The 14,163-nt window shown below is 53.3% G+C and carries 12 protein-coding genes and 2 tRNA genes; 11 read left to right on the top strand and 3 right to left on the bottom strand.

Features of this window, described 5'->3' with window-relative positions; translation table 11 throughout:
• Nucleotides 1–6 precede the first annotated feature (6 nt).
• Genes CGC65_RS04975 through pdxA form a run of 3 tightly spaced genes read left to right on the top strand, consistent with a single transcriptional unit; the run spans nucleotide 7 to nucleotide 3,141 of the window.
• Nucleotides 7–1,149, top strand: coding sequence for a glycerate kinase family protein (locus CGC65_RS04975; RefSeq protein ID WP_002568026.1), 1,143 nt, complete (start codon nucleotides 7–9; stop codon nucleotides 1,147–1,149).
• A gap of 2 nt (nucleotides 1,150–1,151) precedes the next feature.
• A complete protein-coding gene (locus tag CGC65_RS04980; protein ID WP_002568025.1) occupies nucleotides 1,152–2,105 on the top strand; it encodes a 2-keto-3-deoxygluconate permease in 954 nt (317 codons plus the stop codon).
• Between the two features lie 19 nt (nucleotides 2,106–2,124).
• Entirely contained in the window at nucleotides 2,125–3,141 is a 1,017-nt protein-coding gene (gene pdxA / locus CGC65_RS04985) for a 4-hydroxythreonine-4-phosphate dehydrogenase PdxA (protein ID WP_002568024.1), read from the top strand.
• A gap of 80 nt (nucleotides 3,142–3,221) precedes the next feature.
• Here pdxA and CGC65_RS04990 read toward each other — a convergent pair whose 3' ends face one another.
• Genes CGC65_RS04990 through alr form a run of 3 tightly spaced genes read right to left on the bottom strand, consistent with a single transcriptional unit; the run spans nucleotide 3,222 to nucleotide 6,408 of the window.
• Nucleotides 3,222–4,016, bottom strand: a complete 795-nt coding sequence (locus CGC65_RS04990) for a M55 family metallopeptidase (protein ID WP_002568023.1) — start codon at nucleotides 4,014–4,016, stop codon at nucleotides 3,222–3,224.
• A 29-nt stretch (nucleotides 4,017–4,045) separates the two neighbouring features.
• Nucleotides 4,046–5,236: a M20 metallopeptidase family protein gene (locus CGC65_RS04995; RefSeq protein WP_002568022.1), complete on the bottom strand. Its 1,191-nt coding sequence runs from the start codon at nucleotides 5,234–5,236 to the stop codon at nucleotides 4,046–4,048.
• Nucleotides 5,233–6,408, bottom strand: coding sequence for an alanine racemase (gene alr / locus CGC65_RS05000; protein ID WP_002568021.1), 1,176 nt, complete (start codon nucleotides 6,406–6,408; stop codon nucleotides 5,233–5,235). Before alr ends, CGC65_RS04995 begins: the two co-directional genes overlap by 4 nt.
• A gap of 283 nt (nucleotides 6,409–6,691) precedes the next feature.
• Here alr and CGC65_RS05005 point away from each other — a divergent pair, with 283 nt between their 5' ends.
• The 8 genes from CGC65_RS05005 (at nucleotide 6,692) to CGC65_RS05040 (ending at nucleotide 13,994) form a co-directional block, all read left to right on the top strand.
• Complete coding sequence (locus tag CGC65_RS05005; protein WP_002568020.1) at nucleotides 6,692–7,618, top strand: ABC transporter permease; 927 nt, start codon at nucleotides 6,692–6,694, stop codon at nucleotides 7,616–7,618.
• Between the two features lie 9 nt (nucleotides 7,619–7,627).
• Nucleotides 7,628–8,572: an ABC transporter permease gene (locus CGC65_RS05010; RefSeq protein ID WP_002568019.1), complete on the top strand. Its 945-nt coding sequence runs from the start codon at nucleotides 7,628–7,630 to the stop codon at nucleotides 8,570–8,572.
• A 10-nt stretch (nucleotides 8,573–8,582) separates the two neighbouring features.
• On the top strand, nucleotides 8,583–9,581 hold the full coding sequence (locus tag CGC65_RS05015) for an ABC transporter ATP-binding protein (protein WP_002568018.1): 999 nt from the start codon (nucleotides 8,583–8,585) through the stop codon (nucleotides 9,579–9,581).
• Complete coding sequence (locus CGC65_RS05020; protein WP_002568017.1) at nucleotides 9,581–10,567, top strand: ABC transporter ATP-binding protein; 987 nt, start codon at nucleotides 9,581–9,583, stop codon at nucleotides 10,565–10,567. The genes CGC65_RS05015 and CGC65_RS05020 overlap by 1 nt, the downstream gene beginning before the upstream one ends.
• Before the next feature lie 197 nt (nucleotides 10,568–10,764).
• Nucleotides 10,765–12,447 carry a peptide ABC transporter substrate-binding protein gene (locus tag CGC65_RS05025; RefSeq protein WP_002568016.1) on the top strand — a complete coding sequence of 561 codons (1,683 nt, stop codon included), beginning with the start codon at nucleotides 10,765–10,767 and terminating at the stop codon, nucleotides 12,445–12,447.
• Nucleotides 12,448–12,624: 177 nt separating this feature from the next.
• Nucleotides 12,625–13,560: a S66 peptidase family protein gene (locus CGC65_RS05030; protein WP_002568015.1), complete on the top strand. Its 936-nt coding sequence runs from the start codon at nucleotides 12,625–12,627 to the stop codon at nucleotides 13,558–13,560.
• Nucleotides 13,561–13,810: 250 nt separating this feature from the next.
• Nucleotides 13,811–13,884 (top strand) — tRNA-Arg (locus tag CGC65_RS05035).
• Nucleotides 13,885–13,920: 36 nt separating this feature from the next.
• Nucleotides 13,921–13,994: transfer RNA gene (locus CGC65_RS05040), tRNA-His, on the top strand.
• Nucleotides 13,995–14,163: the final 169 nt, after the last annotated feature.

Genomic DNA, 14,163 nt, shown 5'->3' on the forward strand with positions numbered 1-14,163 from the left:
ACGGATTTGAAGTTTATTTTAATACCTGATTCATTCAAGGGGACCTTAAGCTCCAGCCAGATTTGCGCAGTGATGGATGAGAAGATAAAAAAACACTTTCCTGACAGCCTGACCGTCTCCATACCGGTGGCAGACGGGGGCGAGGGATCCGTGGATGCCTTTATCACGGCAGTGGGCGGTGTTAAGGAGTATGTCACGGTTAAGAATCCCTATTTTGAGGACATGGAATCTTATTTCGGACTGATAGACGCAGGACAGACAGCTGTTATCGAGATGGCTTCCTGCGCCGGGCTTCCCCTGGTGGAGGACAGGAAGGATCCAAGGCTTACCACCACCTATGGGGTGGGACAGCTGATTCTGGCCGCAGCCCGTAAAGGCGTGAAGAAAATCATTGTGGGCCTGGGGGGCTCATCCACCAATGACGGAGGCTGCGGCGCTGCGGCCGCGGTTGGCATTAGGTTTTATGACAGGGACGGCAGGCAGTTTATTCCCACCGGCGGAACAACTGCCGATATTGACAGAATCGACCTGTCCGGAAGGGACAGCCTTCTGGAGCAGGTGGAGATCGTCACCATGTGCGATATCGACAATCCCATGTACGGACCTGTAGGAGCGTCCTTTATCTTCGGACCCCAAAAGGGAGCGGATGAGGTCATGGTCCTTCAGCTGGATGAGGGAATCAGGAATCTGAGCAGGGTCATTGCCCAGGCAACGGGAACCGATATTAGCCAGGTGCCGGGAACAGGGGCGGCCGGAGCCATGGGCGCAGGCATGATTGCGTTCTTTGGATCCAGACTTCAGATGGGGATTCAGACCGTGCTGGATACGGTGCGGTTTGATGAAATCATAGGCGACGCGGACTACATTCTTACAGGCGAGGGTAAGCTGGATTCCCAGAGCCTGCGGGGCAAGGTAGTGATTGGAATTGCAGAGAGGGCTAAAAAACAGGCCAAATCCGTGATTGCGGTGGTAGGCGGAGCAGATGACGACGAGATTGGAAAGGCCTACGATATGGGTGTGACAGCGGTGTTCCCCATTAACAGGCTTCCTCAGGATTTTTCCGTCAGCAGGCACCGCAGCCAGGAGAACCTGGCTTATACGGTAGATAATATTATCAGGCTTATAAAAGCCGGACAGGGGGAACATTAAGTATGAAGATTTTACAGGCAGTTAAGAAGATTCCGGGAGGTTTGATGGTAGTGCCGCTGCTTCTGGGAGCAATTGTCAACACCTTTTTTGGAAATGTTTTGTGGAGCGCGTTTGACGGAACCTTCACCACATATCTGTGGAAATCAGGGGCCATGCCCATCCTGGCTGTTTTTATTTTCTGCAACGCCACTACCATAAATTTTAAGAAGGCCGGCGTTACGATATATAAAGGCGTGGTCATCACGGCGGTAAAGGTTGGAATCGGCATTATAATCGGACTGATTTGCGGTACTCTTTTTGGGGAAAAGGGATTTTTGGGACTTTCCACCCTGGCCATTGTAGGCGCTCTGGCCAACTCCAACGGCGGACTGTACGCTGCCCTGGCCGGAGAGTACGGCGATGCGACCGACGTAGGCGCGGTATCCATTCTTTCCATCAATGACGGCCCCTTCTTTACCATGGTTGCCCTGGGAGCGGCCGGTGTTGCCAAGATTCCCATGTCTATTCTGATAGGCTGTATTGTCCCTGTTATCGTGGGATGCATACTGGGCAACCTGGACGAAGATATCCGCAAGTTCTGTGAGCCCGGAGCCACTATGCTGATTCCTTTCTTTGCATTTCCTCTGGGAGCGGGACTGAACATCATGAACCTGTTAAAAGCAGGAGGCCCCGGAATCCTTCTGGGCGTTGCCTGTACCCTGATTACCGGTTTGGGCGGCTATCTGATTTATAAGCTGCTGCGCATGGAGTATCCGGAAGTGGGCGGAGCCATTGGAACCACAGCCGGCAATGCTGCCGCCACACCGGCATCGGTTGCAGCTGTGGACGCCACCCTTTTAGCGGTAGCGGAAGCAGCCACTGCACAGATTACCGCTGCCATCATTGTGACAGCTATCCTTTGTCCCATATTTGTTTCTTATCTGCATAAAGTAGAGGTGCGTAAGCGTGGAAGATAGAAAAATAATAGGTATTACCATGGGTGATCCGGCCAGTATAGGACCTGAGATTACCGTGAAGGCACTGGCCGACCAATCCATATATGAAGCATGCAGGCCCATTGTTGTGGGAGATGCCTGTGTCCTGGAAGCCGCGCTGAAAATCGCGGGCCATGAGGAGATGAAGGTCCGGGCCGTAAAGGATGTGAGGGATGCTGTCTTTACCCACGGGACCATAGACGTGCTGGACATGGGTCTGGTTTCCATGGATGAGCTGGTGCGGGGGCAGGTGTCCGCCATGTGCGGGGACGCTGCGTTCCGGTATGTGGAGAAGGTAATTGAACTTGCCATGGACGGACAGGTGGATGCCACGGTCACCAATGCCTTTAATAAGGAGGCCGTGAACCTGGCAGGCCATCACTATTCCGGCCACACGGAGATTTATGCTGATTTGACCGGAACCAAAAACTATACCATGATGCTGGCCCATGAGAACATGCGGGTGGTCCATGTGTCCACCCATGTGTCCCTGCGGGAGGCCTGCGACCGGGTTAAGAAGCAGCGGGTGCTGGATGTAATCCGCATTGGGGATAAGGCGTGCAGGGAGATGGGAATTGAGAACCCCAGGATTGCAGTTGCGGGGCTGAATCCCCACAGCGGTGAGCACGGTCTGTTCGGGCAGGAGGAAATCCAGGAGATCATCCCAGCCATTGAGGCTGCCAGGGCAGAGGGAATCCAGGCAGAGGGCCCTGTGCCCCCGGATACCGTGTTCTCCAAAGCCAGGGGCGGCTGGTATGACATCGTGGTGGCCATGTATCATGACCAGGGACACATCCCCCTTAAGGTGGTGGGCTTTGTCTATGACCAGGAAAAGCAGGCCTGGGACGCGGTGGCCGGCGTCAACATCACCCTGGGGCTTCCCATTATCCGTGTGTCTGTGGACCATGGAACGGCCTTTGACCAGGCGGGAACCGGAACAGCCAGCGAGCTGAGCCTGAAGAATTCCCTGGAGTACGCAGTCATGTTTGCCAGGAACCGGAAGCAGAAGAGTGTATAAAAATACGTGTATAAAAATACAGGACACCAGATAATGTAAGCTATCTGGTGTCCTTATTACTATGAACAGTCCTTTACCGCTTACAGCACAAACATCCTGGCTGTCATCAATTCATTGATGGAACGGGCGGTATAGGAAACCGTAAAATCATCGGTCATCACCATTCCGGGATAATAGGAAGCCCTCAGGGCCTGGAAATGGTCTTTGAAGTTGATTTCCATGACAATGGTTTCAGGCACCTCCAGATGGCAGGTATCCTTTGTGAGAAGGGCATTCTTCGCGCCTTCCTCAATAAGCTCCTGGGCCATCTCCGGCGCCAGGTTGACGGTGGCTGCGCCCATGCCTTCCTTCACTGCCACCGCCGTGATGCCGGGATCGTATTCATGGACATGGCTGCAAAGATTTTTGTCGCCGCTGATGAATACCGAGGGAACGCCCAGGGATGCACCCACATAGGCGTGCATGAGGAATTCCGAAGCCAGTTTGCCGTTGAATTTAATGTAATTGGTCTTGCGGTTCATGGTGTGGGCCAGGGGGCTGCCGTTGGTACCGGCAGGAGAGTGGTATCCCACGAACATGAGGGCGTCAAAGCTCTGGTCCAGACCGCAGACCATGGAATCAGGGGAGTATTTCCAGCCCAATATGATTTTTGCTTCCTTTGGAAGAAGGGAGATATCCATGTTTCTGCCGGATTCATGGGCATCCTTTATGTAGATTTCTGTTGCTCCGGCTGCCAGGGCTCCCCTGCATGCCGCGGCTGCCTCCAGGGTCATTTCCCTGGCCATGGGTCCGTGTTCCAAATCACCTAAGTTGGTGGAGCTCCAGGAAGTGGAGCCAGCCACCCCCTCAAAGTCCACACTGATATAAACCTTCATAATTTTATTCCTCCTGTATTCTGGTTTTTCTAAGCAATATCACGTTTTAAAAGTTTCAGGGCCAGTTGGGCCTGCAGCTGCACTCCCAGCTTAAGACATTCTTCGTCGATATCGAAGTCCTGGCTGTGAAGGGGGGCTGTAATGCCTTTTTCCCTGTTGGCGCATCCCAGATGATAGAAAACTCCCTTTGCCTTTTCCAGGAAAAATGAAAAGTCTTCCACCCCCAGACTGGGGAATTTCTTTGGATGGATGTGTTGGCTTCCAAGGACCTCTTCGGCTGTCTCCACCAGCACATCCACGATTTCGTCTGAGTTTATGAGGGCGGCATATCCCGGGACAATGACAACCTCCCCGCTGCCTCCCATGGCCTGGCAGGTACAGCTTACCTGACGGGTCATGGCGTCAATGATTTTCTCTCTCACGGCAGGGTCCGTGGTGCGCAGGGTGCCGGTCATCTCTGTCTCGGCTGCCACGATGTTGCCCGCGGTTCCGCCGTGTATGGTCCCCAGGGTGAGGACTGCGCTGTCCAGGGGTGAGATGCAGCGGCTTACCAGGGTCTGCAGGCTGTTTATGACAGCAGCAGCCATGACAATGGCATCCACTCCCGTATCAGGATAGGCGCCGTGGCAGCTCTTTCCGTGGACCTTTATGTGAATCTCATCGGAGGAGGCATTTAAATCCCCGTAGCGGATTTCAATTTCTCCTGTTTCGTGGGTAGGCATTACATGGAGGCCGGTTACGTAGTCCACATGGGGGGATTCCATGCAGCCTGCCTCCACCATGGGAAGGGCGCCTCCCGTGGTCTCCTCCGCGGGCTGGAAAAAGAACTTCACACACCCGGACCATTCACTCCGGGATTCCATCAATATGCGGGCCGTGCCAAGGGCAATGGCCACATGGGCGTCATGGCCGCAGGCATGCATATGGCCGGGATGCAGGGAGCAGAAGGGACGGGCAATATCCTCTGTCAGAGGCAGGGCGTCCATGTCGGCCCGAAGCGCCACCGTATTGCCGGAGCCGGGCTTCTCTCCCTGGATCATGGCCACGATTCCCGTGCCCGCCACAGGGAATTCGTAGGAAATGCCCCACTCATCCAGAAGGCCGCAGATATAGGCGCTGGTCCAGTGCTCCTTAAAACCCGGTTCGGGATGCTGGTGCAGTTCCCTGCGGATCCGTACCAGCTGGGGATATAATTCTTCTGTCCGTTGTTTTATATTCATGGTGTCATCCTTTCTGCAGAGCTGTATCCGGTCCCGGAATCATTTCCCCTCACATAGATCCTGGGGGGCCGTCTGGTGAGCCGGGCCACGATTTCGTTTTTATTGGTGCCTGCCAGACGGCTGACCGCGTCGATGTCCAGCGTGTTTCCGCTGCCGTCCCCGTATATGATGACCTGGTCCCCTATCTGTGCCTCCGGCACATCGGTCAGGTCAATCATGCACTGGTCCATGCATATGACTCCGATCACCGGGACCTGTTTTCCCCTGAGGGTGACCATGGCCTTGCCACGCAGGTTCCGGGGATAGCCGTCCGCGTAGCCAAAGGGCAGGGCAGCCACCCTGGTGTCCTGCGGCGCGGTCCACAGGTAATCGTAGCTTACCCCCTGGCCTTTCAGAACAGGAGTGATGTGGCTGATACGGGTTTTAAAGGTCAGGGCCTGGCGGATGTCAAGCTGTCCCTTGTGAAAGCCCTTTAACCCGTATACAATGGCTCCGGCCCGTATCATGTCCAGCCTGTATTCCGGAAAATCAACAGCGGCAATGCTGTCCGCAATATGTTTATAGCGGAAATGGCAGCCTTCGCTCTCCAGTTCATTGACAGCATCCATGAAACACCGGAACTGGACCTGGTTGGACTGGTCGTCCTTCAGGGCCAGATGGGAGTAGATGCCCTCCGGTTTCAGCCAGGGCATGGAGCAGATTTGCCGTATTTCATCCAGGCTTTCCGGACAGTCCGGGAATCCGATGCGGTGAAAACCGGTGTCGTATTTGATATGTATGACAGCCTGCTGCTTTTTTTCGGAAGCCAGGCGGTTAAGGAGCCTGGCCTGGGCCAGGGTATCAATGGTCTGGATGATGCCGTATTCCAGCACATAGGGCAGCAGACGGTCCGGTGTCAGTCCCATGATTAACACGGGATAGCCTGGATAGGCCTGTTTTAACTCCACTGCCTCGGACAGGGTGGCCACTGCCAGCAGGCTGGCTCCGTTTTCCATGATGGCAGGCGCAATGCCCAGGGCGCCGTGGCCGTAGCCGTCCGCCTTCACCACTGCCGCCACCTGGGTGCCCGGACCGGCCATAGCCTTAATCTGCCTCACATTAAAGGCGATGCGGTCCAGATCCACCTCCACCACCGTATCTCTCATTATCTCATTCAGAACAGGGATTTCCATGTGATTCATACCTTCTTTCCATCTTGCGGCTGAAAACAGGGGTAAAATCTCATCCGGTCCCGCAGGCCGGCAGCCGCAAATTTAATTATAGGTATTTCTGCCAGAAAATGCAATGTGAAACTGTGTCCTTTTTATTGACTTTTAACCGGCCAGTAGGTATAATTTTTAATTAAGTACGTCGGGCGAAGGTGCAGTGAACTTACTGTTCTTTAAGTCGCCTTTTTTTTATACACAGGGCGGTTCAGCCCGATTTCAGCTTATCTAAGATAAAGGTGGTATGGCAATGGCAAAGTACATAATCAAGCGGTTGGTAGCAGGCGTGTTATCTCTATTTATTCTTATTACCATTACATTCTTTCTGATGCATGTCATTCCGGGAGGTCCTTTCAGTCCGTCTGAGCAGAGGAACGTGCCGGAAAAAATCCTGGAGCAGATTTCCGAAAAATATGGTCTCAATGACCCGCTTCCGGCCCAGTATGTCAGATATCTCGGCAATCTCCTTCATGGGGATATGGGGACTTCCTTTAAAAAACAGGATACCACGGTCAATGAACTTATAGCCAACGGCTTTCCGGTATCGGCAAAGGTGGGGGCGCTGGGAATTGCGGTGGCCCTTGCGGCGGGAATCCCCCTGGGAATCGTGGCAGCCGTGAAGCGGGGAAAGCTGGCGGACGGCGCCTCCATGGTGCTGGCCACCATCGGCGTGTCAGTGCCCAGCTTTGTGCTCTGTGTGCTGATGATGTACGTATTCTGTGAGAAGTGGAAGATATTTCCCTCTTATGGCCTGACTTCGTGGAAGCACTATGTGCTGCCGGTGTTCTGTATGGCATTTTCCCAGGTGGCCTATATCACCCGTCTCATGCGTTCCAGCATGCTGGAGACCATGCGCCAGGATTACATAAGGACAGAGCGCTCCAAGGGCGTGCCGGAATGGGAGGTCATCAGCAAGTATGCCCTTAAGAACTCCATTCTTCCGGTGGTAACCTATGTGGGCCCGCTGGTGGCCACGCTGCTCACCGGTACGTTCATCATTGAAAAGCTGTTCAGCATCCCGGGACTGGGACGCTATTTCATATCCGCCATCACGGACAGGGACTATTCTGTTACACTGGGACTTACCGTGTTCTTAGGCGTGATGATTATTGGCTGTAATCTGATTGTTGACATCATGTACGCAGTGATTGACCCAAGAGTAAAGATAACGGAGTAGGTGAAGAGGATGGAAGAGAGAGTTGAATTTACCATGTCGGATGTGATTCCCGAGGAACTCCTGGCGGGACTTTCCGACACAGACCGGGAGATGGAATCCATTAACCGCCCCAGCATCTCCTACTGGAGGAACTGCTGGATACGGCTTAAGAAGGATAAGCTGGCTATGCTGGGCATTGCCATTGTGGTGCTTATGACATTGGCAGCCATATTTGTACCTATGTTTTCCCCTTATACATATGACCAGACAGACTTTGGAAATGCCCTTCAGTGGCCCAACAGCGCCCACTTGTTCGGGACAGACAAGATGGGACGTGATATTTTTGTCAGGACCATGTACGGGGCCCGTATCAGCCTGTCCATCGGATTTGCGGCAGCGGCCATCAACATGGTCATAGGCGTGCTCTACGGGGGCATATCAGGCTATGTGGGAGGAACCACGGATATTATCATGATGCGTGTGGTGGATATCCTGACCGGTATTCCCAGCCTGATTTATATGATTTTGATTATGATGTTTCTGGGTAACACCATACAGAGTATTCTGATTGCCATGTGTCTCACTTACTGGATTACCACGGCCAGAATGGTCCGTGCCCAGATACTGACCCTGAGGGAACAGGATTTTGCCCTGGCAGCCAAGGTCTGCGGGCTGAGCAAATGGCAGATTCTGATACACCATCTGATACCCAACAGCATGGGTTCCATCATCGTGACGGTTACGTTTCTGATTCCTTCAGCCATATTCCAGGAGGCGTTTTTAAGCTTTTTAGGCATCGGTATCCAGGTGCCCAAGGCCAGCTGGGGAACCCTGGCCAATGACGCCATAGAATATCTGTTTTCATATCCTTACCAGATGCTGTTTCCGGCGCTGGCAATCAGCATCACCATATTTGCCCTGAACTTTATCGGTGACGGGCTGCGGGATGCTCTGGACCCAAGACTTAAGAAGTAGGTGGATGAACATGATGGAAGATACAATATTAGAGGTAGAGAACCTGCGCACCAGTTTTGCCACAGACGCAGGCAGCGTGCAGTCCGTAAGGGGCATCACCTTCCATGTGGGGAAGGGAGAGAGCCTGGGAATCGTGGGGGAATCCGGCTGCGGAAAAAGTGTGACCATGCTGTCAATTATGGGGCTGCTGGAGGACAATGCTTCCCGGCAGGCGAACGCCCTGCTCTTTGACGGTGAGGACTTGCTTAAAAAGTCTCCCAGGGAAATGAGGAAGATACAGGGCAACCGGATTGGCATGATATTCCAGGATCCCATGACCAGTCTGAATCCCCTGTTTACAGTAGGGGAACAGATTCGCGGTCCCCTGATGCGCCACCAGAAGCTTTCCAGGAAGGAAGCAGAGAAAAAGGCCCTGGTTATGCTGGAGGCAGTGGGCCTTCCCAGCCCGGAGCGCAGGCTGAAGCAGTATCCCCATGAGCTCTCAGGCGGTATGCGCCAGAGGGTTATGATAGCCATAGCCATGTGCTGTAAGCCGGAGCTTCTAATAGCAGACGAGCCTACCACTGCACTGGATGTGACCATACAGGCCCAGATTCTGGAACTGATGGCCCATATGAAGAATGAGTTTAACACCTCCGTCATATTGATTACACATGACCTGGGGGTTATATCCAGCCTGTGCACCAGGGTTATTGTCATGTATGGGGGATTAATCATGGAGGAGGGGAAGATCGAGGATATCTTCTACCGGACCGGCCATCCCTACACGGCAGGACTTCTGGCCTCCATACCAAAGAGGACAAAGGAAAAGCTGGTGCCAATCTTCGGCACGCCGCCCGACCTTTTGAATCCTCCAAAGGGATGTCCCTTTGCGGCCCGGTGTTCCCGGGCCATGAAGCTCTGCGCCGTCCATCAGCCGCCCTTTTGCGACCTGGGAAACGGACATGTCAGCGCCTGCTGGCTTCACAATGAATCGGTGAAAGCCCGGATGGGGGAGGTGAAGCTGTGATGGCTCAATGTACTGATACCAATAACTGTATTGAAGTAAATGATTTGAAGATGCATTTTATGCTGAAAAGCGGCCTTTTTTCCAAGCCAAAGGTGTTAAAGGCAGTGGACGGCGTAACTTTCTCCATTGAGAAAGGCCGCACCATGGGATTGGTGGGGGAATCAGGCTGCGGCAAAACCACGGTGGGCCGCACCATCCTTAAGCTGTACCAGGCAACTGCGGGACGGATTCTGTATCAGGGAACGGACATCACCGGACTGAGCGACAGCCAGATGGTTCCCTACAGGAAGAAAATGCAGATGATATTCCAGGACCCTTATACCTCCCTGGACCCAAGGAAGAACATAGGCGACATTATAGCCGAGCCCATATGGGCCATGAAGCTGCACACGGGGAAGGATAAGAATGACCGTGTCAGGGAGCTGATCGAGATGGTCGGCCTGAAACCGGACCATATCAACCGGTATCCCCATGAGTTTTCAGGCGGACAGAGGCAGAGAATCGGCATAGCCAGGGCTTTGGCCGCGGAGCCGGAATTTATTGTCTGCGATGAGCCCATATCGGCCCTGGATGTATCCATCCAGGCCCAGGTTATCAATATACTGGAGGAGCTGCAGGATAAGTTTCATTTTACCTATCTGTTCATTTCCCATGATTTGTCCATGGTGCGCCATATCTCGTCAGAGGTGGGGGTCATGTACCTGGGCAATCTCATTGAGTACGCCCAGGTGGATGAGCTGTATGACAACATGCTCCACCCCTATACCCAGTCCCTGATTTCCGCAGTGCCTGTGGCGGACCCAAAGCTGGCTAAGGAAAACCAGAGAATCATCCTGGAAGGAGATGTTCCCTCGCCCATTAATCCGGCTCCCGGCTGTCCCTTCCGAAGCAGGTGCCGCTACGCAAAGGATATCTGCGGCCAGGTTAAGCCGGAGTTAAAGGCGGTCAATGACAAGCATAAGGTGGCCTGCCATCTTTTTGATTAGCCGGATGGGGCCGGATTCACAAGAGCAGAATCACAGGGCCAGAATCACGGGTACAGAATCACAGGTACAGAATCACGGGTACAGAATCATGTGACGGTTCCGGCGGTCAGGTATTCAGTTGACTGGGCGCCGGTGGCATATATCGCGCTTAGGGGCCGGAAAACGCCTGCTGGGTGCTCATAAGAAGGAGGAGTGAAATGAGAAAGAATGTAAAAGTATTACTGAGTCTTGTCATGGCTGCTGCCATGCTGGCAGGGTGCGGCGGACAGAGTTCTGAGAAACCGGCTGAGAACGGTGCTTCGGGGCAGACCACCCAGGCTTCGGCCGGGAAGGAAGACGGAGCCGGCAGCGAGGGCGGAAAGGTCATGACCTACGCCATGCAGAAGGAGCCTGAGACACTGGACCCCACCATGAACAATTATGCCACATCATCCATTGTTCTTCAGAATCTGTTTACCGGCCTGATGCAGATTGGCCCGGACGGCGGCCTGATCAATGGATGTGCTGAAAAGTACGAGGTGAGCGGGGACGGACTGGAATACACCTTTACCCTGAGGGACGGCCTTAAATGGTCAGACGGCTCCCCTCTGACGGCCGGTGACTTTGAGTACGCCTGGAAGCGTACCCTGGCCCAGGATACGGCCTCTCCCGGCGCCTGGTATCTGTTCTATCTGAAGAACGGCGAGGCATATAATGAGGGAAAGGCATCTGCCGAGGATGTGGGCGTCAAGGCTGAGGACGACAAGACACTGAAGGTCACTTTGGAGAACCCCACCGCCTACTTTATCGACCTTACAGCTGTCACCGCTTATTTCCCGGTGAAGAAGGATGCGGTGGAAGGGCCGGAGGCCTGGACCAAGTCAGCGGACACCTATGTAAGCAACGGAGCATTCCGGCTGAAGGAAATCAATCCCCAGGCCAGCTATGTGCTGGAGAAGAATCCGGAATACATTGACGCAGATACAGTGAAGCTGGACGGCGTGAATATTGTGTTTATCGAATCCGCAGAGGCAGCGCTGTCCGCTTACAATGCAGGAGAGGTGGATGTAGTGGACAATACCATCATCCAGACCCAGGCACAGTCACAGTACGGCGGAAGCGACGAGCTTAAGTCCTATGATCTGATAGGTACCTGCTATTATGACTTTAACTGCGAGAAAGACTACTTGTCGGACGCGCGGGTGAGGAAGGCGCTGGCAATGTCTCTTAACAGGGACGTCATCAACCAGTCCATCGTTGCCTCCAGGCCGGAATCATCCTATGCTTTTGTGCCTCACGGCATTCCCTATGAGGGCTCCAGCGAAGATTACCGCACCACGGTGGGCAACCTGTTCACAGAGGATGTGGAGGCTGCAAAGGCGCTTATGGAAGAAGCAGGATACCCGGGCGGAGAGGGATACCCTACTCTGACTCTGATTACCCAGAACGACCAGGAGAAAAAAGACGTGGCCCAGGCCATGCAGGCTATGTGGAAGGAAAATCTGGGAGTGAATGTGGAGATTGTTACCTTTGAGCCAAAGGTATACTGGGATGAGCAGACAGCCGGCAATTTTGATATCTGCTATGACGGCTGGACCGGCGATTATCCTGACCCCAGCACCAATCTGGACTGCTTCCTTCTCCAGAGAAATGAAACCCAGTGCCGCTGGCTCAACGACCAGGCCAAGGAATACGACAGCATGATGAAAGAGGCCAGGAGCCTTACGGACAACAAGAAGCGCATGGAGCTGTTTGAGGCAGGCGAGAAGCTTCTGATGGAGGAGATGCCCATACTGCCTCTGTACTACCGCAATGCACAGCTTCTGGTGAAGCCGGGATGCGAGGGCGTTATCAAGACTTATATTGGACATACGATATTTAAATATGCTGATAAGCAGTAGGCATGGTGAGAGAGCCAGGCCATAGTGAGTAAGCAAAGCGAGTAAGCAAAGTAAGTAAGCAGAGTAAGAGGTGCCCACGCCTGGGAATCAGGAGTGGGCAGCTTTTTGGCCGGAGCGCGCCGGAAAACAGTTTTCCGGTATATTCCGGATTAAGGATGAAAGGACGGATTGAGACAGATGGTATTTCCGGAGAGACTTAGGGAAGGGGACACAGTGGGGCTGGTGTCTCCAGCGTTTCCTGTAAAGGAAGAGGAGAGGGACGGCTGCGTAAAGCTGCTGGAGGGCATGGGGTACCGGGTAAAGCTGGGCACATGTCTTGAGAACATGTATAATTTCCACAATTATCTGGCAGGGGATGCCGGGGCCCGGGGAGAGGACATAAACCGCATGTTTGCGGATCCGCAGGTGAAGGCGGTTTTCTGTGTGCGGGGAGGATATGGCAGCTCCCAAATCATGAAATACCTGGATTTTGACCTGGTGAAGCAAAATCCCAAGATTTTTGTTGGATACAGCGACATAACAAACCTTCACTCAGCATTCCAGATGTTTGGGAATCTGGTTACCTTCCATGGTCCCATGGTGTGCTCCAACATGCTGAAGGACTTTGACGCCTACACCAGGTCCGGTCTGTTTGCGGCCCTCAATATGGAGGAGGAGCTGGAGTTTCGTAACCCGCCCGGTGAGGAGGGCTTTAAGACCATCCGGGGAGGGGAGGCAGAGGGCATTCTGGCGGGCGGAAATATATCTGTGCTGGCCAGGGCCTGCGGTACCTTCTATCAGCTGGACACCAGGGATAAGATTCTGTTTCTGGAGGATGTGGAGGAAGGCATTGCCTCCCTTGACATGTATATTACCCAGATGGAGTATGCGGGGATGTTTGAACACGCTGCGGGAATTCTCCTGGGAGATTTTACGGACTGTACCAATGACCGGTATGACGGCACCTATCAGATAGAGGAATTCCTTCATGACCGCTTTGGAACCTTTGATTTGCCTGTGATGTATCATATCAGGTCAGGCCACGACAAGCCCATGGGTACCCTGCCCTTTGGCACCATGTGCCGTATGGACGGGGACAATAAACGGCTCCGGTTTTACCGGCAGCTGCGGTAGATTCAACGGAAGATTCAACGGTACATTCAACGGCAGATTCTGCGGCAGACGATGGCTTTGTCACAGCCTTGGCGCAGCCTTTTTCAGGCTCCGGAATAAGGAATTTGGAAAAGGCTGCAAAAAAAGTGCAAAAAAGGACAAGAAATTTAAAAAAAGTGCTTGCAATCTCCAGAGACATATGATAAACTATAGCTCGTTGACAGCAGTCGGCATGAAAGTGCAGAGTCACATCAAGGCTGTCAGAAGTTGTGAGTCTGTAGCTCAGTTGGATAGAGCAACGGCCTTCTAAGCCGTGGGTCGGGGGTTCGAATCCCTTCAGGCTCATTGAGCGTAAGCTCTGATGTTTCATAACTTAATATGGTGGGTATGGCGAAGTTGGTTATCGCGCCAGATTGTGGCTCTGGAGGCCGAGGGTTCGAATCCCTCTACTCACCCTTTTCCCCTTTCCGGGTACGGAGAGGGGATTTTTTGGCTCTTTGTCAATAGTTGGGGTGGGATTTGTTAAAATCCCGCCCCAATTCTATGAAAAGGGCCCTTTTTATGTTTAGTTCCAGGTTTTACTGATTTTGGGCATGCCAAATAAGCCTCCGCATTACCGACCTT

This window comes from Enterocloster bolteae, from assembly GCF_002234575.2.
In the GTDB taxonomy this organism is placed as follows: Bacteria; Bacillota; Clostridia; order Lachnospirales; family Lachnospiraceae; genus Enterocloster; species Enterocloster bolteae.